The organism is Halomonas sp. AOP30-A1-24, from assembly GCF_052378165.1.
Classification (GTDB): domain Bacteria; phylum Pseudomonadota; class Gammaproteobacteria; order Pseudomonadales; family Halomonadaceae; genus Vreelandella; species Vreelandella citrativorans.
In genome coordinates, this window is sequence record NZ_JBQSXL010000011.1 from 81,874 (window position 1) to 104,134 (window position 22,261).

Below are 22,261 nucleotides of genomic sequence, written 5' to 3' on the forward strand. Positions count from 1 at the left end.
TTAACGACGCGCCAAATGCTTGGCGCGAAAAAGCAGCCAGACGCCTACCAACAATAATCCTATCGCCGCGCCATTCCACACCACGTCATACATCAGCGGATCAACCCCATAGCGAATCTGGTGCAGGCGTAAAATCTTGTGGTTAATAACACCATCGAAAAGCTGAAACCCGCCCATCCCCAGAAAGAAGCCCGCTTGAGCCCATGGGATCGACAACCGTTTGCGCTGGGAAAGATCAAGCAGCATAAACACCCCAACCACGATGGCAAGGAGTTCAAAGGCATGCAGCAAACCGTCCGAGAGAATCCCAAACGCAGGTGTGGAGAAATCGAAAAAATGGTGCCATTGAAGCAGTTGGTGGAAGACGATTTCATCGACAGCGGCCATGACACCAACTCCCATCAGAATGGCTGCCCACAGCGAGCGTTGGGTATCAAATACTGATGAGGCGGGGTAGCTAGCCATGGCATCCTTGCTCCTGGAAGTTTCCCCTCAAGTTAGGTACGCCACGCGCTTATCGCAACCAGAAAGAGGTGATCCCAGGCTAATTTTAACCATGTTAAGCCTCATCGTTACCCCCTAGAATAGCCACGTCGGTGTTCTTTCGAGAACCTAATAGAGAATCCGCCGTGGCCTGGCCGCGAAACGGAACTGCCCCCGCAACTGTAGGCGGCGAGCGATGCTCGACAATGCCACTGGACGCTATGTCTGGGAAGGTGAGCTAGCGACGACCCGTCAGTCAGGAGACCTGCCGACACCCTAACCTTCATCGAGCGGGTCGGCTCGGCTGGCTACTTAGCCAGCTACACGCCAGCGGCCTGCTCATCATGCACGGGAGTGTACATGATGTTGAGATTAACCACGGCGGCTGTCGCCAGCCTTTGGCTTGGGCAAACCGCCAATGCCGCCACCGATTACCCCTTGACGCTTGAAAGCTGCGGGCACGAGATCACACTAGAATCGCCCCCTGAGCGGGTAGTGAGTATCGGCCAAGCGCCCACCGAGATCCTTTACATGCTGGGCCTTGAAGATACGGTTGCTGGCACCGCACTCTGGATTAACCCGGTACTGGAGGAGTTTGCTGACATTGACGCTAATGTCGAACGGTTGGCGGATGATGCACCAAGCTACGAAAGCGTGGTGGCTACCAAGCCCGACCTGGTGATATCTGCCTATGAGTGGATGATTGGACCCGCAGGCGTGGTCGGTACGCCTGAGATGTTTGCCGATGTGGGCATTCCCAGCTGGACCATGCCCACGGAGTGTATTGGCAAAAGCAACCACCAGAGCATGGACGGCGCCCGCACAACGCTGTTTGATACCGAACTGCTTTACAACAGCATCGCGACGCTTGCGCAGATGTTTGATGTTGCCGAACGCGGTGACGAGCTGATAACCGAACTGAAGGCGCGTGAAGCTGCGGCCATCGAAAAAGCGGCGGCTCTTGATTTACCGGACGATACTACCGGCGTGTTTTGGTACTCCTCCGCCGACCTGGGCATCGACCCTTACGTGGCAGGTGTTAATAGCGTGCCCGGCTGGATGATGTCGAAGCTGGGCATCGCTAACGTCGTGACATCAGAAGAGGAGTGGCCCACCGTCGGTTGGGAAACCATTGTTAGAAGTGATCCCACGTTTATTGCTGCCGCCAGAATGGATCGCCGTCGGTTCCCAGCCGACGACATTGCCGCCAAGCGGGCGTATCTTGCGTCAGACCCTGTCACCAGCATGACCGAAGCCGTGCAACAAGGCCGCATTATTGAGATTGATGCCCATGCGATGGACCCCTCGGTTCGAGCTATTTTTGCGCTGGAAGCACTCGCCAACCAGTTAGCGGAATTTGACCTATCACCGTGAGGCATTGCGCCGCCACATTGAGCGTGCCCCAAGGGCGCGCTTCTTACTCATTAATGTATGGGCTTACTCACTATGAAAATGATGCAACGACTTATTGTTCTGCTTGGTCTGCTACCGCTGGCGGCTCTAGCCAACACACATACCGTTGAGATGCTGAACCGCAATGATACCGGGCCAATGCCTTTCGCACCGGACTATCTTATTGTTCAACCTGGCGATACGGTGAAATTTCTAGCCACCGCCCCGGGGCATAATGCGGCCACCATTGACGGCATGATCCCCGAAGGCGGCGAGGCATTTGTAGGCAATATTAACGAAGAGATTGAGGTAACACTGAATGCCGAGGGCATTTGGGGCATTAAGTGCTCGCCACATTACACCATGGGCATGGTGATGCTGATTCAAGTCGGCGATACCACCGCGACGGAAGAGGATCTGCCCGACAACCTGCCTGCACCGGCACGCCAGCGTTTTGTTGAAATCCTGTCACGGCAGGCAAACAATTAACTATATTACTTTATCTATTAGGGCGGCTTGCCACATCAAACCGCCTTTCAAGATCAGCATTTATTTATCACCTCGCGAGTTTTGGTCACTTTTGATATGAAGAAGCTCTCTGGGTGAACTATCTAACATGTAATGTTGATCTTCTTTGCTCTCTATCCACTCAGATAACCAAGTGAGCAGACATTAAACATACGACGTTAACACCCACCAACATGCCACTTAGATCGCACATCGCCCCACCATCTCCTTTACGACACCTTGCTATCTAACAGCGACGCCACCATTAAAAAAAGAAACAACTGATAAGAAAAAATAAAAATCACTTTAAACACATCAACTATAGACTTCAAAAAAGTCATAAAAACTTACCGTCAAGATAGACAAGTCTGATTTTTAACTAAATTTGACTTAGATCAAGCCTAAAATCATCTTCTCCCCTCATGGCTTCAGCTATAACGCTCATTGCCGATAAAAGTAAGCAAGCCATTAATGCACAGGCACACGCGCAGGTTATGGTCAGCTTTTCAACGTCGTTGTCATAAATTATCCTTTTCATGTGAGAAAACATAATGCTGAAGGTATTACACCGTATTACTATAGGCCGTAAGTTTATTCTGGTTCTCGCCTTGCCATTGCTAGCCATGACCTGGCTAGCAGTGTCAGGTATTTTAGAACGTAAAGCGATTGTGTCTGAAATGAATCATCTTCAGGAGATGACGGTACTGAGCCAGTATGCCGGTGACCTGGTTCATGAACTTCAGCGCGAGCGTGGTATGACAGCCGCCTTTTTAGGCAGCCGCGGGCAAAACTTTCGCACTGAGCTGCCTAGCCAGCGCAAGGTGACCGATGGACAGATTGAGAAGTTCAATCTTTATACCGAAAATCTTATCTTTTCTGAAGATGACACAAGCGTTCAAGAGCAGGTAGTTCAAGCTAAACAAATTTTGCATGAGATAAACACAATCCGTTTGCGCGCCGACAGGCTGGAAATACCAGGCGATCAATCCAACCGTTATTATACGGACATTAATGATTTTTTAATCAACATTGTCAGCCAACTTACCTTTAGCGTTGAGCGCGGAGAAATTGTTCGACAGCTCAATGCTTATTACAATTTGTTAAACATAAAAGAACTAGCGGGTATTGAGCGGGCCATGTTAACAACCGCTTTTAGTGCAGACGCCATGTCTTCTACCGCGTTCGCCAATTTGCTGTCGATCACAGGCCGATCAGAAGCATACCTTAAAACGTTTAATCAGCTTTCCAATGCCAGCCTGCAGAGCGAGCTGGCAGCTATACTGGAAAGTGATCTTGCTAAAACGCTTGCTGACATGCGACGTACCGCGGTGGAGCAAGGCACGGCTGGAGATTTCAATATCAATCACCAGCAGTGGTTTGACCAACAAACCATGCTGATTGACAGCCAGGCGGAAGTAGGACGAGAAGCGGCCGATCTTCTGCTTGAAACAGCCCAGAGCTTGCGTGACAACGCGGTCAGCGAGCTGGCGTATTATCTGGCGTGCTCCTTAGCGGCGGCTCTGTTAGCGGTTCTGCTTTCTGTGCTCATTGTCCGCAGTATTGTACGCCCGCTAAAAATAGCGCTTGAAAACATCCAGACACGTGGAGGAGATCTGACTCAGCGCTTGGCGATTCCAGGAAGCGATGAGTTGTCACAGCTTTATCAGGCGTTCAACGAATCAACGGCTAAAACGGAAGAGCTGGTGGCCAGCATCAAGCAGGGTGCTCAGTCTGTCGAAGTTGCCAGCAAGGAGATTGCCAAGGGGAATGCAGACCTTGCCCAGCGCACCGAAGAGCAATCTGCGTCGCTTGTGGAAACGGCATCCAGCATGGAGCAGATTACGGCCACCGTGAAGCAAAGTGCAGATACGGCTCAGGAAGCACGTCGTTCTACACAGGACATGGCAAGCCAGGCAAATTCCGCTAACGATATAGCCGAACGGGCGCGTATGGCGATGGAGCAGATCCATGAAGCCAATCAGCAAGTCACCGCGATAGTGGAAGCCATTGATAACATCGCTTTCCAGACCAATATCCTAGCCTTGAATGCCTCCGTAGAAGCCGCAAGAGCCGGGGAGCAAGGGCGTGGATTTGCAGTGGTAGCCTCAGAGGTACGTAACCTGGCAAGCCGAAGTGCAGAAGAAGCCAAGCAGATTCGAAAGCTGATCGACAATAACGTTAAAAGTATAGAAGACGGGGAAGAGCTTGTTACCTCAACAAGCGATACGCTAAAAAACATTGCAGAACGCGCTCAGCATACGGCTGCTTTGGTGTCAGAAATATCCGCAGCAACCACCGAACAGTCATCAGGCATTGAGCAAATTAATCAGGCGTTAACCCAGTTGGAAGAAGTCACTCAGCAGAATGCTGCGCTGGTCGAGCAGGTCGCCACAGCGAGCCGCTCACTGGACGACCAAGCAGGCGACATGGCCAGCATGGTAGGTCGCTTTAAGGTCACCGAGGAAAGTAATACATTCGCATTAGCGCATCACAGCTACTGAGACCCTTTCATGAAACGCCCGCCGACGAAACATGGCGGGGCGTTTCATGAATGACGTGCCAATAATGAATGGCCTATCCAGCGCTCATTTGCCTGCAAGATCAGCTCAGAGTGAGTCATGTGCAAATATCTCCCTGAGCCTGCTAACAGGCATGCCTGCCCTCATGGTATTCGGTGCGCTCGCACTGGTGCACTTCATTGTTCATCTGCGCTTTTTTCCTACATATTGGCTAGGCTAAATCGCACCGGGACGCTCTAAAGCGTATCCTCTTCACCACACTGATCGTGCTTATCATCGTGGCCGGTACGATCTGGATGCTATGGGACCAACATGCCCGCATGATGGGATAGTTCGCAACGAGCCATACTTATGACCAACGTCGCCATCTTTATTGATACACAAAACGTCTACTACACCACGCGGGATGCATATCGGAGAAACTTTGATTACAACCGGTTTTGGGCGCAAGCCACCGCCAACAGAGACGTGGTGGGTGCGTTTTGCTATGCCATTGATAAAGGCGATAAGAAACAGCGCGAGTTTCAAAATATACTCAGAGCCATTGGTTTTGAGGTGAAGCTAAAGCCCTTTATTCAACGCGCCGATGGTTCTGCCAAGGGCGATTGGGATGTGGGTATTGCGCTGGATGCCATCGAGTACGCAGAGCACGCCGACGTTATCGTACTGGTAACGGGTGATGGCGATTTTGACCTGCTGGTGAATAAAATTCGCGTCAAGTATGGGAAAAAAGTAGAGGTATATGGCGTCCCCCAGCTCACCGCTGCGTCACTAATGAACGAAGCGAGCGCGTTTATTCCCATTAAGGAAGACCTGCTGCTGCGCTAATTCTTACGCTTGCCCCGCTCATCTCAAGCCCTATCCCCGCGCCGAAGCCACACGCATCAAGAGGCGCTTTCCCTTGACGTGTCAGCACAGGCGGGTAGCGCCATTACAACACGTAGCCCGCCACCGGTTCGGTTTTTGAGCGCCAATCTGCCGCGATGCGCCATGACGATACTGCGCACAAGTGATCACTCAAGTCAGCACGAAAACGGCGTGGTAACCCCTACGCGGGCGTGGTGTATGACCTCACGGACAATCACTCGCTATATGCAAGCTACACCAGCACATTCACGCCGCAAACCCGTGAAACCACCAGCGGCGCCACGGTTAAACCCATCGTGGGCGACAGCTATGAAACCGATGGCATCGACCTGGAGATCGCCGGCTCTTTGACGCCCAACTGGAATGTTTACGGTGGCTACACTTACCTGCACTTCCGCCGTGTGGACTCGGATGGCAGCAGCGACCCATCGCATCTGTTCAAGCTTTCCACTACGTATGAACCGTCCGGTTTCTTGAACCGCATGACCTTCGGCGGCGGTGTGTACGCGCAAAGCAACACCCATGCGATATCAGGCCCGGCAGGCCAACCTACAAACGGCGTCAGCACAGGTTCCACTGCCGTCAACTGGCCCGGCTACGCCATCGTTAACGCCATGGCAAAATACGATATCAACGATGAAACCAGCGTAACGCTTAACGTCGACAACCTGCTCGACCAACGCTACTACAACCGCTACGGCTTACGGCGCCCCACGTAGTGCCTCGCTTACGTTGAGGACTGAGTTTTAAGGGGTTTAGAGTAAATGAGGCAGCCGCGCGATTGCGCGGCTTTTTATTGAGCTACATAACTTCTAAATCTTGCACTAAAACCATGGATCTAATTTAAATGTTGCTCAAAAAGCAACAAAGATAACGTTCCTGCTTCTCCTTTCCACCCGTGAAGTCACTTAGGGTTAGTCTTCCTAATAACGTTGCCAATAGGCACATCAATAACGGCAAGGACAGGCAATGTTTACCGATAAGCAAATACAAGATGCAATCGTTCTGCGACAAACTCTCCACAAGCAGCCTGAGCTTAAATACCAAGAAACCCAAACCGCCAAGCTAGCCGCCGAACGATTACGCGCGCTTGGCTACAAGGTAACTGAGGGTATTGCGACAACAGGGATCCTGGCGGAACTGGATACCGGCCGCGAAGGTCCTGTGATCGCGTTTCGTGCTGATATGGACGCGCTTCCTATTCACGAAGCCAATACGTTTGGCCATCGTTCGCAGAATGAAGGTCTTATGCACGCCTGCGGACATGACGGACACACCGCCACGCTACTACTCGCCGCCGAAGTCATCATGGAAAAGCGTGATGAACTGTGTGGGCATCTCAAGTTGCTTTTTCAACCAGCGGAAGAAGGCGGCAACGGTGCGGATGCGATGGTCAAGGCTGGGGTGCTTGAAAACCCTAGAGTGGAAGCCGTATTTGGCTACCACAATCGCCCCGGCTTTCCTGAAGGCCAACTGTTCGTAAAGCCCGGTCCGGCTATGGGTGGCAACGACACGTTCAAAGTCATCATCGAGGGCGTCTCTGGCCATGCGGCCATGCCTCACTTGGCCATTGATCCGATCTACGTTGGCGCCTCGCTAGTACAACAATTGCAAGGGTTGGTGGCCCGTCACAAATCACCCTTGGAATCCGGTGTGATTACCGTAGCGTCCTTTCATGCAGGCGATGCAGCCAACGTAATCCCCGGCGCCGCAGAGCTCGTGGTGAATATTAGAAGTGACCGCCCCTCATCCCGCGATGCGCTGGCTGGCAAGCTTGAGCAGGTCACTAAAGGCGTGTGTGATGCCCATGGCGCCAGCTTCAAACTTGAACACATTCACCAGATTCCACCACTATCCAATGATCCCGAATGGTCTGAACGGGTGTTAGCACTCGCCTCCAAATATGTAGTCAGTAACGACATTCAGCAGTTGGATTACATGCCCACCATGGGTGCCGAAGACTTTGCGTTCTACCTACAGGAAGTGCCTGGCTGCTTTTTCTTCGTCGGTAACGGCGACAGCGCTTATCTTCACAACGAACACTACGACTTTAACGACAACATATTACAGGTAGCAGGTGGCATGTTTGTTGCTTTAGCAAAAGGGCTACTGTTACGCAGCTGACAACCTTTTTACAACCAAAAAATTTCTAAAAACAAGGGTTAACACTATGCAGTCTGTACTCGCTTCTATTGAACGCGTAGGTAACAAACTTCCTCATCCGTTCATCCTATTTACCATCCTCGCCGTAGTGGTTGTAGTTATCTCAGCCATGCTCGCCACGTTTGGCGTCTCGGCGATCAACCCACAAACCGGCGACACCGTCTATGTCCAAAGCCTGCTATCAGGCGATGGTTTAGAATTCATGCTGACCAGTGTGGTCAGTAACTTCGTCAATTTCCCACCGCTTGGGCTTATTTTGGTGGTGATGTTCGGTATTGGCTTGGCCGATAAGGTCGGCCTGATGTCGACGCTGATGCAGGTAAGCGTCGCCAAAGCCCCGCCCTCACTGCTAACCTTCTGCGTATTTTTGGCGGGCATCTGCGGCAGTATTGCTTCTGATGCCAACTACCTGATTTTGATACCGCTGGCCGCCATGCTGTATCACTCGGTGGGCCGTCACCCTATTGCGGGCGCTGCCGCAGCCTACGCCGCCGCCGGTGCAGGTTTTGATGCCAGCCTGTTTATTACTGTCGGGGACGCGCTGTTTGCCGGCATCACTACCGAAGCAGCACGGTTGGTCGATCCTGATGCCTATATTTCGCCAGTTGATAACTACTATTTTGTGGCCTGCTCAGTATTCGTGCTTGCCATTGCGGGTACGCTGATTATCGATAAGGTGGTTGAACCGCGGCTCACGCGCACGCTGCCGATGAGCAAGGATTTTAAGACGGATATCGTCAAGCCGGAGTTAACACCGGAAGAGAAGTTAGGCCTTAAGCGGGTCGGCTTCGCCACCTTGATCTATCTGGCGCTGATCCTGATTGCCGTTATTCCTGAAGCATCCCCGCTGCGTAACGAAGAGGGCGGGCTAATTCCGTCACCTTTCCTACGCTCGCTGGTGCCACTCATGTTTGGCTATTTCGTGACCATCGGCCTAGTGTACGGCATTACCACCGGCAAGATAACGACCAGCCGCGACGTCCCCCAGCGCATGGCCGAATCAGCAAGCGACTTGGCGCCCACGCTGGTGCTGTTCTTCGCCATTGCACAGTTCATCGCCTACTTCCGCTGGTCGGAGCTTGGTCAGTACATTGCCATCGAGGGTTCGAACATTCTGCAGAGCACCGGCTTTACCGGCCTGCCGCTGGTGGGGGCATTCATTGCCATGAGTGCGGTACTCAACGTGTTCATGACCAGCGGCTCGGCCCAGTGGGCGCTGATGGCCCCAGTATTCGTGCCGATGCTGATGATGATCGATTTCGACCCCGCTTTCGTACTGGCCATGTTCCGCATCGGTGATTCCAGCACCAATATCATTTCCCCCATGAGCCCGTACTTCTCGGTTGCCCTGGTGTACATGCAGCGCTACAAGCCGGACATGGGGCTGGGCACGCTGATAGCCACCATGCTGCCGCTAGCGGTTACCTTCCTGCTCGCCTGGTCCGCCTTTTTGATGTTCTGGCTAGCCATGGGGTGGCCGATCGGCCCCGGCGTTTACATGATGGCGAACTGATTACTGCATCGTCAGCATCAGCTTCCATAAATAGTCGGCAGCGGGTGAAAGCCTTCTGCCGACTCTTCTTACCAGATTGCCCTGACTGCTGGCTGCCAGTGGGTGCGCCACGGGAATTGCTCTGAGCTGCCCTTCGTCCACCTCATTGCGTGCAGCCGCCGCGGTCATGAACGACACCCCAATACCGGCACTCGCCATGCGCCGTGAAACAGAATGCAGGTTGCAACGGTAGGCGGGCGTGGCGGGTTGCCCGGCGGCGCTAAACAACGCATTTACAAACTGCTGCGACCCCGATACATCGGGCAGAAAAATAAGCTTGTGCTGCAAAAGCTCTGCTACCGTAACACTCTCCTGCCGGGCCAGCGGATGAAAAGGTGCCACCAGGGCACATAGCGGGCCGCGCTCAAAGGAGTGTACCACCAGCCTCGGATCCGAGATTGGCCCATAGGTAATCGCAATATCCACCTCGTCGTTGGCCACCATCTCGTGGGGCTCACGGGGGTAGTAGATGCCCGTTTTGATCTCGATCAGCACGTCCGGGTAATGTTCGGAGACGCGCTTCATCACGTAGTTGATAAAGCTATCCACAAACCCATCGCCCACCGAAACCACGACCTTCCCCGCCTGTAGATTGCGCAACCGGGAAAGCGTATCCCCCAGCTCCGAGTTGAGCCGCCGCTGGGCAAGAAAGCTATCCACCACCAGCAGCCCCGCCTCGGTTAACATCATATGGCGCCCCTGCCGCTCTAATAGCGCCATTCCCAGCTCTCGCTCAAGGCTGCGAACCTGCCGACTCACCACGGAGGGGTTAATATGCAAATGCTCAGCCGCCGCGCGAATACCGCCGCAACTGCTTACTTCCAGCAGGTAGAAGGCGCGTTTATCGAGTATGTTCATTGGTAACTCGTATAGGCTGAGAGATTATAAAATGTGCTAATGAGTTAGCATCTGGCATCGTATCGTTCTCAATGCAACGAAGCGATATCGGTGATAGGAGCAGGCGGTGATAACGCCAGACTCAATTTCATAGCGCGCACCTCCTCTGCAGGTGGCTGACCAAATAGCCGCTTGAACTCCCTGCTGAACTGGGAAGGGCTTTCATAGCCTACCCGGCTCGCCGCAGCAGCGGCGGTCAATCCATCACGAATCATCAACAGCCGCGCATGGTGCAAGCGCGTCGATTTGATGTACTGGATAGGCGAGGTTTGAGTGACGGATTTGAAGTGCGCATGAAACGCCGGAGCGCTCATTCCCACCTCATGGGCGAGCGTGCCCACTTCCAGCGGAGCGGCGTAATGTACATGGATGCGGCGTAGCGCCTTGGCTATCTTCCCGAACTGCCCATAGTGGGATAACGCCGAGCGAACGCTTCCGCCCTGCTCGCCGGTCAGTACCCGGTAGCAAATCTCTCTCACGATGGACGGTGCTAGAATGCGTGCATCCGCAGGCGTTGCCAGCGCATCCAGCAAGCGTAGCGTTGCACCGGCAAGCGATTGATCAAGCGGTGTGGAAAGCATGCCGCGGGGTGGGGTTGGCTGAACATCGACCGTTTCATCCAGCTGGGTGACAAGCTCTGCAATGACCGCTGTATCAAGGCGGATCGCAATCCCCAGCATCGGTACGTCAGGGCTCGCCTCTGTCTCTGAAATAAACGGCAGAGGTACCGCTAGCACCAGATAGTGATGCGCATCATAAAGATACACTTCGCTGCCCAGATAGCCCCGCTTACGCCCCTGGCAGATGATGACGATGCTCGGCTCATATAGCACCGGGGTGTTTTTGAGCGTCCGGTTTGAGCGCATCAGGCGCACCTCATCCACCAGCGACTGGGTATATCCCTCGCGCGGGGCGAGTTGATATAACCGTTCGATTATCCGGCGCTGCACTACCGCATCGCTACTCGCTACCATGAGCAACCTCGTTCAATGCTCTCACTATTCGCCCTCGTTGATCGCCACTGAGACTGCCAGTGTCTGAGCCAACATAAGAGTAATAGTATAGGCTGTTGGGTCAGTTTCCTGCCTCCAGCCCGCCAATTAATAGCTTTAGGCAAGCATGCAAGAGGATCGTCTATATTGCCGTTCGTGGGCATCCCCTACGCTTTCCCTGTACTTTCCCACAACAGGAAAAACGCATGACCAGCCTATCGAACGTCCCCTCTAAAGTTGTTTTATTGACCGGCGCCAGCAGCGGTATTGGTGAAGCCACGGCCCGCGAACTGGCCAAGCAAGGCCATCGCCTAATTATTGGTGCGCGACGTACCGACCGACTGGAAGCACTGGCGCGCGAATTGTGTGCCAACGGCAGCACAGTTGATTACCAGGCCCTGGATGTCACTAGCCGTGAAGATATGCAGGCGTTTGCCGAGTTTGCGATCACCACCCATGGCCGCATCGATGTCATCATCAATAATGCAGGCGTTATGCCACTTTCCCCGCTGGCAGCGCTCAAGGTAGATGAGTGGAACCGCATGATCGATGTGAACATTCGTGGCGTACTAAACGGAATCGCGGCGGTTCTTCCCACCATGCAGGCGCAACAGGCGGGGCAGGTTATCAACATCTCCTCCATCGGCGGGCTGAGTGTCGTGCCCACCGCCGCCGTGTACTGCGCGACCAAATACGCCGTGCGCGCCATTTCTGACGGCCTGCGCCAGGAAACCAACTGCCTGCGCGTCACCTGCGTTTATCCCGGCGTTGTGGAGTCGGAGTTGGCCAACACCATCACCGACAAGGAAGCCGCCGAGGCCATGGAAGCTTACCGCCAGATTGCCCTTAAACCCGAGGCCATTGCTGCCGCCATCGCCCATGCTATCAACCAGCCTGACGACGTCGACACCAGCGATATTGTGGTGCGGCCTACTGCTAGTCAGTAGTTTTTTAGTGGTGAAACGTGCCTGGGTATCGGGCTGAGGTGGTAATCAGGCACGTCCTTGGTGAGCGTTAAGGCACTTTCCGAGGGTGTAATTACTGTATCTAGAGAATTAGCATCAAGCTGGAGAACGAACATCTAACGGCCACATCTGCTTAAGCCGATTAACCGTATGCGACCACTTAGGCGCGGTAGGCTTGCACACCGTATTTTGATTACCAAACAGCCCCACTTCGCTGAACGCCTGCGCACGCTCGACGGTATAGAGCCAGCGCACCGGCACCAGGTACTCAGCGTTGTCTTCCTCGTCATTAAGCTCTTGATACAAGTGCGGGTAATCATCTGGACGCACTATATCGAGTAACGTTTTGGGGCCGTTTTCCGTTTCAAACGGGTATTCCGTGGCCTGGCTGCGCTCGCCGATAACCTCTCCAACGCCCACGTAACCTGTTTTAGGGATATTGACCCACACCCGGTCGCCTTCTGAAAGCATTGCCAGCGTTTTGGAATACCACGTAGCACCGCCACCGGCGATAAAACCCAAGCGCCGAGCAAGCTCCCACGGCCGGTCGTCACCAAATGAGGCGTAGAACTCGCCGTTCCACGGTTCTTTATTGGCTTTACGTGCTACCGGCTTAGGCGGCTCATCAGGGTCAATCATCCAGGCGCGGCTGAGATAGCGATTGCCGTTATCTTCAAACGCGGAGAAGAACATGGCATTGATGGACAGCTGGGCGTGTTCGTTCAGGTAGTTGATAATGCGCTCGCTGCTGGCATCCAACTGCGTAGCGACCACGACCAGTTGATGGCTCTCGTTGAGTGTCACACTATCCAGCGCCATACCAAACTTGGCCTCAAAGGCTTCGCCCAAAGTGACAAGCGTACGCCCATAGCACTCGGCAAACTGCTGGTAAATATCAATCAACTGGTAATCGGCAAGTGTCACCACCCAAGAGGCGTAGTCGATAGCCTGAGCGACGACATCACGCGGGGTTTTATCGCGCTTTAGCTCTATCACAATTACCGTGCCGTTGGCGTCTACGGCCAGTAGATCGATCAGCTTACCAAAGCCGGTACGCACCTGACGGCCGATCAGCAGCCAGTCCCGATTCAGAATTGAGACATCCTGCATAATCTGCTCTTCCAGCAGGCTTTCATCCGCCAGCCCCGTTGGTAGCAGCTTTTGTGGAAGCGCGCCAGGAGTGTTCGCGAGCTTCCAGATTCCTTGCTCAATGGCCATAGTAATTTGCCACCCTACAGGTGTTAAAAAGTGTTGCCTTTCGAAACGTGGGCGCCTAGTATTTACGCCAACACGGCCCCTATCGGTGAAACTGCCACGCAGTAGCATTGCTTAGGGGTTTTTTATTGCCTTGCTTCCCATTCCCACTGCTCCCAGCCTTCTATAATTCCCATGCCTTTTAGATTTAGCCCTGCTTCGCGCAAATCTGGGAAACTGCTTAACAACTCTGATAAGCGGGCCCACCAAGTGCTCGTCGGGTTAACCGTCATCAATAGGTACTGAACAATACAGAACAGTAGGAAAGGACGCGCCTGAACATGGGAGTTTTGCCAGCCCAGGGAAAATAGAGAGGCCTCACTATGGGCGGGCTTACGCGGCTGGTCCGTCATATTGCGATTCCACAACCGACTATGATGGGCACATACATTGCGTAAATAATTCAAGCTGCGCAGCCATGCGTCCGGCAACCGTACTCATCGGAGCCAACAAAGGTAGGCCGCCCTGACGGTCGGTGATGGTCTCGTAGGCGATGCAGGTGGCACAACTTTCGATAAGGCCCCGGGTCAAGGCTTCCTCGGCGGCCAAGAGGAGGTAAGTGAACAGCGTTTGGCCCCCCTTGAGGCGTTTGATTTCTTCGGACTGCGGCTCCTTAACCTTGAGTATAAGCTCAGCACTGCCCCACACCTTAGCCACATCAGCCTCGGTGCGGACGCCTGCGGCTTCATAGGTAGCACCCGCGAAACCAACGCCCTCTCCTGCCCCGGCCTGCACGGTGACGGTGTGACCACGGCTGACCAGCTCGCGGGCGCCGGCGAGGGTCAAGGCGACACGATATTCGTGGTTTTGATTTCCTTGGAAATAGCAATCTGCATGATCATTATCTCTTTTTGTTAGGAGGCCGAGCGCATGACCCTCCGGTCATGCGCTGATATTGGTAGACCCGGCTCGATCAGGAGGGGAAAGAGAACTGTGCGCCCTCACGAACCCCGGCCGACGGCCAGCGCTGGGTGATCGTCTTGCGCCGCGTGTAGAAACGTACCGCATCGGGGCCATAGGCGGAAAGGTCGCCAAACAACGAACGCTTCCAACCGCCGAAGCTGTGGTAGGAGACCGGCACCGGTAGCGGCACGTTGATGCCCACCATGCCAACCTGAATACGGTCGCTAAAATAACGTGCCGCTTCCCCATCGCGGGTATAGATGCAAGTGCCGTTGCCATACTCGTGATCGTCGATCAGTTTCATCGCCTCATCCATGGAACCGGCGCGCACCACCAGTAGTACCGGGCCGAATATCTCCTCTTGGTAACAGGTCATCTCGGGTGTCACCCGATCGATCAGGGTGCCGCCCACGTAAAAGCCATTATCGTGCCCCGGCACCTGAACACCGCGCCCATCGACCACGATGGTGGCGCCCTGCTGTTCGGCACTGTCGATATAGCCGCAGACCTTCTCCTGGTGCGCCTTAGTGATCACCGGGCCGAAATCGTTGCTCTTGTCGGAGAAGGGGCCGACCTTGAGCGACTTCATCTGCTCCTGCATCTTGGCGATCAGCGTATCGGCGGCTTCGTCGCCCACGGCCACCGCAACGGAAAGCGCCATGCAGCGCTCGCCCGACGAACCGAAGGCCGCCCCGTTCAAGGAGTTGACCACGTTGTCCATGTCGGCGTCGGGCATGACGATGGCGTGGTTCTTGGCGCCGCCCAAGGCCTGGCAACGCTTGCCGCTAGCGCTTGCCCGGGAGTAGATGTATTCAGCGATCGGAGTGGAGCCGACGAAGCTGACGGCCTGCACGCGCGGGTCGTCGAGCAGAGTGTCGACGGCTTCTTTGTCACCGTTGACCACATTGATCACGCCGGCGGGCAGCCCCGCCTCTTGGGCCAGCTCGGCAATGTAGAGTGCCGAGCTGGGGTCACGCTCGGAGGGCTTGAGAACAAAAGTGTTGCCGCAGGCGATGGCCATGGGATACATCCACAGCGGCACCATCGCCGGGAAGTTGAACGGCGTGATGCCAGCCACCACGCCCAAGGGTTGGAACTCGCTCCAGGAGTCGATGCTGGGGCCGGTATTCTTGCTGTGCTCGCCCTTGAGCAGCTCCGGGGCGTAGCAGGCGTACTCCACATTCTCGATACCCCGGGCGAGTTCGCCCCGCGCATCATGCACTATCTTGCCGTGCTCTTGGCCGACCAGGCGGACGATTTCGTCGGCATGCTCTTCCAGCAGTTGCTTGAAGCGGAACATGATCCGGGCGCGCTTGGCGGCCGGGGTGTCACGCCAGGCCGGATAGGCGGCCTCGGCAGCGGCAATGGCCTCCTCGACGGTAGCTTTGCTCGCCAAGCTCACCTGGCCGGCAACCTCGCCGACGGAGGGGTTGAAGATATCCTGGGTACGCTCTTCGCGGTCGACACGCACACCGTTGATCAGATGGCCGAGTGTTGTCATGAGTTGCCTCTTGTTGGGTCTGTCGGTTTAGTCTGCAGAAGTAAGAGCTTCAGTTCAGTTCGCTGATGGCATCGCCTATCACATTGACGACGCGGTCGATCTCCTCACGCTCGACGATAAAGGGCAAGCCGAGCTGAATGGTGTCACCGCCGTAGCGCACGTAGAAGCCTTTTTCCCAGCACTTCATAGCGATCTCGTAGGGTCGGCGGGCCGGCTCACCAGGGTAGGGTTCGATCTGCAAGGCGCCAGCGAGTCCATAGTTACGGATATCGCTGATATAACGCGTGCCCTTAAGCCCGTGAAGCGCTTCTTCGAAGACTGGGCTCATCTCGCGCACGCGGTCGATCAGGCATTCCTGCTCGAGCACGTCCAGAGCCGATAGGGCTGCGGCACAGGCCACCGGGTGCCCGGAATAGGTGTAGCCATGGGGCAGCTCAAGCATGTAGTCGGCACCACCCTGCTCCATGAAGGTGTGATAAATCTCACTTTGAACGATCACGCCGCCCATGGGGACCGCACCGTTGGTCAGTTGCTTGGCGAAATTCATTATATCGGGAGTGACGCCGAACTCCTCGGCACCGGTCATAGATCCCATGCGCCCAAAGGCGGTGATCACCTCGTCGAAGATCAGCAGGATATCGTGTTGGTCGCAGATCTCGCGCAGCCGCTGCAAGTACCCCTTCGGCGGCGGGATTACCCCTGCGGAACCAGCCAGTGGCTCGACGATCACCGCGGCGATATTGGAAGCGTCGTGCAGCGCGATCAACTCAAGCAGCTCGTCGGCCTTCTCGGCACCGCGATCGGGCATGCCACGGGTGAAGGCGTTCTCAGCAATCAGGGTGTGGGGCAGGTGGTCAGCATCGACGCCCTGCCCATAAAGCGCCCGATTGGCACCAATACCGCCCACACTGAAACCACCGAAATTGACGCCGTGATAGCCCTTGGCACGCCCGATCAGCTTGGTCTTGGTGGGTTTTCCTTTCTTACGCCAGTAGGCGCGGGCAATCTTCAAGGACGTATCGGCGCTCTCGGAACCCGAGCCGGTGAAAAAGGTGTAATCCAGACCTTTAGGTGTCAGCTCACGCAGACGATGAGCAAGTTCAAACGCCTTGGGATGCCCGAACTGGAAAGCAGGTGCATAGTCCAGCTCGCGCAACTGCTTGCTTACCGCGTCGGCGATTTCTGGGCGAGAGTGCCCAGCGCCACACGTCCACAATCCGGAGAGGCCGTCAAAAACCTGGCGACCCTGGGCATCGGTGAGATAACTGCCCTTGGCACCGGTGATGATACGCGGGTCGCGTTTGAACTGACGGTTGCCGGTGTAAGGCATCCAGTATGCGTCGAGTTGCTCGACGCTGAGCCCGGCAGTAGGGGAAAACTCTTGAGCTGACATATCTATTACCCTCTATAGAGTCTTGTCATTAATGGGGTTTAGAAAACCAGCCTAGAACGCCTCTTTGATAAGTTAAATAAACAACTAGTTTATTTCAAATAACTACTTACTTAACTTTTAAGCACGATGACGCTACGATGGGGGTTACATAAATCTCACTGTGTAGGTAAGGAGCAAGAAAAATATGGCACTTCGGAAAGTAGCGCCAATGGGGCAACCAAGCGACTCTGACCTTCGGCTCCTCAGAATTTATCGAAAAGTCGTGGAATGCGGGGGTTTCTCAGCGGCTGAAGTCGAATTAAGCATTAGCCGTGCTGCCATTAGCATGGCAATGAATGACTTGGAAACACGACTTGGCCTCCGCCTTTGTCAACGTGGCCGTAGTGGCTTTGCCCTAACGAATGAAGGCTCTGAAGTTTACCAATTGTCTCTACAGCTTTTAGCGGCAGTTGAGGGATTTCGCACTCAAGTCAACGGCTTGCATGCCCAGCTCAAAGGTGAGCTCAACATTGGTATTACCGATAACCTAGTAACCATGCCCGAAATGCATATAACTCATGCGCTTAATGCACTCAAAGAGAAAGGCCCCGATGTTCGTATCAACATTCGCATGATTCCGCCTAGTGATATTGAGCTAGCCGTTCTTGATGGACGCTTACATACCGGCGTTATTCCTAATCTCAAAACTCTACCAGGGCTTGACTACCTGACACTGTACGAAGAAACCTCAAGACTTTACTGCTCGACTGAACACCCACTATTTCACGCGAACAATATTACGGAAGAAGACTTACCACATTACGACGCTGTTGTACCCGCTTATGCCCAAACACCAGAAATAAAGGCAATGCATGAACCGCTTAAAGCATCAGCGTCAGCGACCGACCGCGAGGGCGTTGCTTTTCTTATACTGTCTGGGAGCTATATCGGATACCTACCCACTCATTATGCTGAGCGATGGGTACGCGACGGGCAGATGAAAGCACTGCCACCCAATAAATGGCATTACTTCACAGGTTACAGCGCCATCACCCGTAAAGGAGGGTTTTCTAATTTAGTTTTGGAAACATATTTTGATGAGTTGAATAAACTGATCAGCACCTCTCCAAACACTAATACTTAAGCATAATAGAGACGGGGTAATTACGTGCCAAAAACCAACTATGTTAAACAAAACCTTACGTTAGATTAATCAAATACTTATTTAAAATAAAAATTATTTACCCTAGCCTGAACTTCGCAATGTCAAGTTATTTGAAGAGCTTGATATAAATCAAAAAAACCTATTAGTGACAGGAGGGGTAAATCTATTTTTGATTAACTAGAAGTTGATCAAAGGTGGCTTTAATCTTTATCTAGATCTAGAAAACATAAACAGCAATAGCGGATAATTTTCAAGAACTAAAAACCATGCACTAAAGCTCAACACCCAGTCTATTAAGCTAATATATACTATAAAACTCTTCTTAATAAACAAAGTACAAGAAAGGAGTAGTAGAGATGCCGAAAAGATTACCGCTTACGAAGATTCGCACAAGCGTAGCGATTGCAGCCGTTGCTATGGCGAGCGTGGGCATTACGTCCCAAGCGCAAGCTAATGAGCGCTTCATATTGGCACATGCCATGCCAAGCGATCATATCTTCCACGCTATTTCTGAGCGTTTTATCGACGAGATTCAGGAAAGTGAGGAGTTTCAGATTGCCTACCACCAAGGTGGTGATTTAGGAGACTGGACGTCTCTATTTGAGCAATCCATGCAAGGCGTTGTGCCGATGACGCTGACTTGGGGTGCCTCGGAATTTGACGAACGCCTCGACCTCTCATGGCTTGGTTATGTTGTTTCGAACTGGGAAGACGCTCGGGATGTCTATGGGCCTAATGGCGAAATGCTAGAAGTCTATAACAGCATATTTCATGATCTCGACCTGCATACTATCGGCATTATCCCTACCGATTTTGGCTCCCTTGTTATCCGCAAAGGCGTAGGAGAAGTCCCTGTCAACTTCCCCGAAGATGGCAACAATATTAAGGTCCGTGTACCACCTGTCCCTATCGCCATTGACCGCTTCCGTAACCTTGGCTTCGCATCAGTACCTATTCCACTCTCAGAGGTCTATACCGCCCTACAGCTAGGTACAGTCGATGCCCGAGCCTTTTCGACTGCAGTAGAAACTTACCAGCAGCGAGATGTTCTGGAAACGAACATTCTTACCAATGACTACTTTGAAACTGCTTTCTGGCTAGTGAATAAAGACTGGTGGGAAGGACTTTCTGAGGAGAACCGCGACTTACTACAGAGCGCTGCCGACGACACTGTGCTGTGGTCTTGGGATGAGGCTCAGAGCTTGAGTGAAGAATTCCTGGATAAAGTGCGAGATTCAGGCATTGATGTCGTCGAACTCAGTGATGAGCAGATTGCCACTGCTGCACAAATTGTTCATGAAACAGAATGGCCTGAAATGGAGAAGCTGGTCGGCTCCGAAATTATGGCAAAACTGAGACAAGCCGCTGGTATTGAGTAAGACCCAAGGCCCGCGTTTAGTGGGCCTTTCTCTTTGGAGTAAAGTGATGCCAATACAAGAAAAGGAAAAAGACTTTTCCCCTGCGGATGAAAGCCATCAGGTAAGCCAGGTGGCAGAAGTGACTGCCGTGCCAAACTTTCCTGTTAGCCCACTCTATTCAGTTTTTTTAAAGTGTGAAGCCGCTTATGCAATGCTTCTCAAAAGTTCGCTGGCAATATTTAGCATTCTTTTGGGTGGCTTGATGTTTGGTCAAGTGCTAATGCGCTACGTCTTTAACTCCCCATTTCTAGGCATTGAAGAGATTGCGCTGCTGCTAGGAGCATGGATTTATTTTCCGGCTATTGCCTATACCACTAGAGAGGGCGAGCATATACGCGGCGGCATATTAGATCTTATTGTTAAATCTCGTAGCAAGACCCAAATCATCAATCTCTGCATGTCCCTACTGAGCATAGCTGTCTGCGTGGTGTTTGGTTACTTTGCCATTAAGTACGCCATGTTTGATTTCGATCGAGGTCGCTTGAGCTCCTATATGCGCTGGCCTAGGTGGTTGTGGTCTGCCTCATTAGTAGTGGGCTTTTTAGGCACTATATTAGCGTTGCTCATGCAAACGATTAACCAGTTCCTTGACCTTCGTCGCATACAAAAAGAAGAGAGGCAACGATGCTGATTTTTTCCCTAGCTCTCGGGATTATTGTAGCTTTATTACTCTTGGGAATGCCGATAGCCTTCGCCTTTGGTCTTGGTGCTCTTGTCTATTTGCTCAGCACTGGTGCTGATATCTCATTCCTTATTCCTTATGCATTTCAAACGACAACCAGTTTTGCGTTATTAGCGCTACCTCTTTTCGTATTAGCGGGCGTGGTAATGGCCCAAGCGGGGATATCCACACACTTACTCAACTTCATCAATGCCTTCGTAGGAAGAGTTAAGGGCGGCCTGGGAGCTGTTACCGTTATAACGTGTGCTCTTTTTGGAGCCATTTCTGGCTCATCTTCTGCCGCCATCGCAGCGATTGGCCAGATTATGATTCCGCGAATGGTTCGAGAGGGCTATCCTGTTGGCCATGCAACCGCCTTGGTAGCATGCTCTTCGGTACTTGCACTGCTCATCCCACCTTCGGTACCGATGATCGTCTTCGCGATAACGGGTGGGCTTTCCGTTAGCGCTGCCTTTCTTTCCACCGTCATTCCCGGCGTATTACTGATGATTATCTACGTCGGGTTGAATTTCTTTTTCCTGCGCAACAACCCCAACATACAAGTTGATGAAAAACTGCCTGTACGACAGGCTGGCATTAAGATCCTGAAAAGCGGTAAAAGCGCAATTTGGGCACTTCTAATGCCTATCATCATCCTGGGCACCATTTATGGAGGCATAGCGACGCCTACTGAGGCAGCAGCCATAGCCTTCGTATACGCCACCTTTGCTGGATTTGTGCTCTACCGCACTCTTAGCGTCAAGGCATTCTGGAATGGCTTGATTCAAGCCACATTGACGATTGGGTCAATCATTGCCGTGCTTTTCTTTCTCTTCATGATGAGCCGCGCCATGATCCTTCAACAGGTGCCGAGCCAAGTGACAGGCTTTCTACTGGGACTATCAGACAGCCCACTCGTCATTCTATTGCTTATAAATCTCGTTCTGCTTTTAATCGGCATGATTGTCGATGACATTTCCGGCAGCATCTTAGCTGCAGTTGTGCTGCTGCCATTAGCCACTGCTATTGGCGTACATCCTATTCATTTTGCCGCTATTGTTGGCGTCAATTTAGGGTTAGGTAATGTCTCACCACCATGCGCACCTATGCTTTATATGGCTGCAGGCGTTAGTAAAATATCTCTCGATAAGTACTTTGGGGTCACAATGAAGTTTTTGCTCTTTGGCCACCTTCCAATGGTACTGATAGTGACCTTCATACCTGAGTTATCACTGGCCCTACCTAGGTTTATTTTGGGCATTACCTAACAGGTATGCCCTATCGAGTGAGATAAGACGTAAGCTTACTTTTAGTAAAATATGATTCACCGAAACTAAACGTTACCGACCCGGGTCGGGGCAGATCAACAAGATGAAAAGTGGTCTTGTTTCGATCCAGTGCCAAATAGGCTGCAAGAAAAGAGCTAATCACTGCCAAGAAGGTTGTCCCAATTGTTGTGCCAGACTATGCCAAAACCGACGCGCGTTTACAAATGGTCATAGACAAAACAAAAGGGCTTACGAATAAACGTAAGCCCTTGATATGTCTGGCGCGCCCGGCAGGATTTGAACCTGCGACCCTCGGCTTCGGAGGCCGATACTCTATCCAACTGAGCTACGGGCGCATTGGGTGCGTATCGTACCTGTGCGG

Annotated in this window: 19 protein-coding genes, 1 tRNA gene, 1 pseudogene and 1 riboswitch; of the genes and pseudogenes, 12 read left to right on the forward strand and 9 right to left on the reverse strand. The window is 52.9% G+C overall.

The window, feature by feature from the left end; all coding sequences use genetic code 11:
* Positions 1 to 465, reverse strand: coding sequence for a DUF2243 domain-containing protein (locus tag ACT3TJ_RS08350; RefSeq protein ID WP_444665573.1), 465 nt, complete (start codon positions 463 to 465; stop codon positions 1 to 3).
* A gap of 112 nt (positions 466 to 577) precedes the next feature.
* Positions 578 to 770, forward strand: a riboswitch (cobalamin riboswitch).
* A 73-nt stretch (positions 771 to 843) separates the two neighbouring features.
* On the opposite strand from ACT3TJ_RS08350, the gene ACT3TJ_RS08355 reads away from it, so the two are divergent.
* The 7 genes from ACT3TJ_RS08355 (at position 844) to ACT3TJ_RS08385 (ending at position 9,444) form a co-directional block, all read left to right on the forward strand.
* Positions 844 to 1,857, forward strand: a complete 1,014-nt coding sequence (locus ACT3TJ_RS08355; RefSeq protein ID WP_087110786.1) for an ABC transporter substrate-binding protein — start codon at positions 844 to 846, stop codon at positions 1,855 to 1,857.
* 81 nt (positions 1,858 to 1,938) lie between these two features.
* Positions 1,939 to 2,364 carry a pseudoazurin gene (locus ACT3TJ_RS08360; protein ID WP_225733914.1) on the forward strand — a complete coding sequence of 142 codons (426 nt, stop codon included), beginning with the start codon at positions 1,939 to 1,941 and terminating at the stop codon, positions 2,362 to 2,364.
* Positions 2,365 to 2,933: 569 nt separating this feature from the next.
* The gene (locus ACT3TJ_RS08365; RefSeq protein WP_087110784.1) at positions 2,934 to 4,883 is read left to right on the forward strand and encodes a methyl-accepting chemotaxis protein; all 1,950 of its coding nucleotides are present in this window, start codon (positions 2,934 to 2,936) and stop codon (positions 4,881 to 4,883) included.
* 369 nt (positions 4,884 to 5,252) lie between these two features.
* Positions 5,253 to 5,729 carry a LabA-like NYN domain-containing protein gene (locus ACT3TJ_RS08370; RefSeq protein WP_087110782.1) on the forward strand — a complete coding sequence of 159 codons (477 nt, stop codon included), beginning with the start codon at positions 5,253 to 5,255 and terminating at the stop codon, positions 5,727 to 5,729.
* Positions 5,730 to 5,962: 233 nt separating this feature from the next.
* Positions 5,963 to 6,487 carry a TonB-dependent receptor domain-containing protein gene (locus ACT3TJ_RS08375; RefSeq protein ID WP_217883886.1) on the forward strand — a complete coding sequence of 175 codons (525 nt, stop codon included), beginning with the start codon at positions 5,963 to 5,965 and terminating at the stop codon, positions 6,485 to 6,487.
* A gap of 250 nt (positions 6,488 to 6,737) precedes the next feature.
* The gene (locus ACT3TJ_RS08380) at positions 6,738 to 7,892 is read left to right on the forward strand and encodes a M20 metallopeptidase family protein (protein ID WP_087110780.1); all 1,155 of its coding nucleotides are present in this window, start codon (positions 6,738 to 6,740) and stop codon (positions 7,890 to 7,892) included.
* Between the two features lie 46 nt (positions 7,893 to 7,938).
* Positions 7,939 to 9,444: an AbgT family transporter gene (locus ACT3TJ_RS08385; RefSeq protein WP_087110778.1), complete on the forward strand. Its 1,506-nt coding sequence runs from the start codon at positions 7,939 to 7,941 to the stop codon at positions 9,442 to 9,444.
* On the opposite strand, the gene ACT3TJ_RS08390 is transcribed toward ACT3TJ_RS08385, so the two are convergent.
* The gene (locus ACT3TJ_RS08390; RefSeq protein ID WP_087110776.1) at positions 9,445 to 10,341 is read right to left on the reverse strand and encodes a LysR family transcriptional regulator; all 897 of its coding nucleotides are present in this window, start codon (positions 10,339 to 10,341) and stop codon (positions 9,445 to 9,447) included. It lies immediately after the preceding gene.
* A 68-nt stretch (positions 10,342 to 10,409) separates the two neighbouring features.
* The gene (locus tag ACT3TJ_RS08395; protein WP_087110774.1) at positions 10,410 to 11,354 is read right to left on the reverse strand and encodes an AraC family transcriptional regulator; all 945 of its coding nucleotides are present in this window, start codon (positions 11,352 to 11,354) and stop codon (positions 10,410 to 10,412) included.
* 224 nt (positions 11,355 to 11,578) lie between these two features.
* On the opposite strand from ACT3TJ_RS08395, the gene ACT3TJ_RS08400 reads away from it, so the two are divergent.
* Positions 11,579 to 12,319, forward strand: coding sequence for an SDR family oxidoreductase (locus ACT3TJ_RS08400; protein ID WP_087110772.1), 741 nt, complete (start codon positions 11,579 to 11,581; stop codon positions 12,317 to 12,319).
* 114 nt (positions 12,320 to 12,433) lie between these two features.
* Here the strand turns inward: ACT3TJ_RS08400 and ACT3TJ_RS08405 are convergent, their stop codons facing one another.
* From ACT3TJ_RS08405 to ACT3TJ_RS08425, 5 genes and pseudogenes are all read right to left on the reverse strand, one after another.
* Positions 12,434 to 13,555 (reverse strand): endonuclease NucS domain-containing protein, encoded by a 1,122-nt coding sequence (locus ACT3TJ_RS08405; RefSeq protein ID WP_087110770.1) that lies wholly within the window; start codon positions 13,553 to 13,555, stop codon positions 12,434 to 12,436.
* Positions 13,556 to 13,677: 122 nt separating this feature from the next.
* Entirely contained in the window at positions 13,678 to 13,944 is a 267-nt protein-coding gene (locus ACT3TJ_RS08410; protein ID WP_176372233.1) for a hypothetical protein, read from the reverse strand.
* Positions 13,945 to 13,999: 55 nt separating this feature from the next.
* Positions 14,000 to 14,427, reverse strand: a pseudogene (locus ACT3TJ_RS08415) (alanine dehydrogenase); the annotation flags it as partial.
* A 77-nt stretch (positions 14,428 to 14,504) separates the two neighbouring features.
* Complete coding sequence (locus ACT3TJ_RS08420; RefSeq protein ID WP_087110768.1) at positions 14,505 to 15,995, reverse strand: CoA-acylating methylmalonate-semialdehyde dehydrogenase; 1,491 nt, start codon at positions 15,993 to 15,995, stop codon at positions 14,505 to 14,507.
* A 49-nt stretch (positions 15,996 to 16,044) separates the two neighbouring features.
* Positions 16,045 to 17,388, reverse strand: coding sequence for an aspartate aminotransferase family protein (locus ACT3TJ_RS08425; RefSeq protein WP_087110766.1), 1,344 nt, complete (start codon positions 17,386 to 17,388; stop codon positions 16,045 to 16,047).
* A gap of 184 nt (positions 17,389 to 17,572) precedes the next feature.
* Between ACT3TJ_RS08425 and ACT3TJ_RS08430 the strand changes: the two genes are divergently transcribed.
* The 4 genes from ACT3TJ_RS08430 to ACT3TJ_RS08445 all read left to right on the forward strand — a co-directional run bounded on the left by ACT3TJ_RS08430 (position 17,573) and on the right by ACT3TJ_RS08445 (position 21,879).
* Entirely contained in the window at positions 17,573 to 18,511 is a 939-nt protein-coding gene (locus ACT3TJ_RS08430; RefSeq protein ID WP_087110764.1) for a LysR family transcriptional regulator, read from the forward strand.
* Between the two features lie 377 nt (positions 18,512 to 18,888).
* The gene (gene dctP / locus ACT3TJ_RS08435) at positions 18,889 to 19,911 is read left to right on the forward strand and encodes a TRAP transporter substrate-binding protein DctP (protein ID WP_087110762.1); all 1,023 of its coding nucleotides are present in this window, start codon (positions 18,889 to 18,891) and stop codon (positions 19,909 to 19,911) included.
* Between the two features lie 46 nt (positions 19,912 to 19,957).
* On the forward strand, positions 19,958 to 20,581 hold the full coding sequence (locus tag ACT3TJ_RS08440) for a TRAP transporter small permease (protein WP_087110760.1): 624 nt from the start codon (positions 19,958 to 19,960) through the stop codon (positions 20,579 to 20,581).
* Positions 20,575 to 21,879, forward strand: coding sequence for a TRAP transporter large permease (locus tag ACT3TJ_RS08445; protein ID WP_087110758.1), 1,305 nt, complete (start codon positions 20,575 to 20,577; stop codon positions 21,877 to 21,879). The genes ACT3TJ_RS08440 and ACT3TJ_RS08445 overlap by 7 nt, the downstream gene beginning before the upstream one ends.
* Positions 21,880 to 22,158: 279 nt before the next feature.
* Here the strand turns inward: ACT3TJ_RS08445 and ACT3TJ_RS08450 are convergent.
* Positions 22,159 to 22,235, reverse strand: a tRNA-Arg gene (locus ACT3TJ_RS08450).
* Positions 22,236 to 22,261 lie beyond the last annotated feature (26 nt).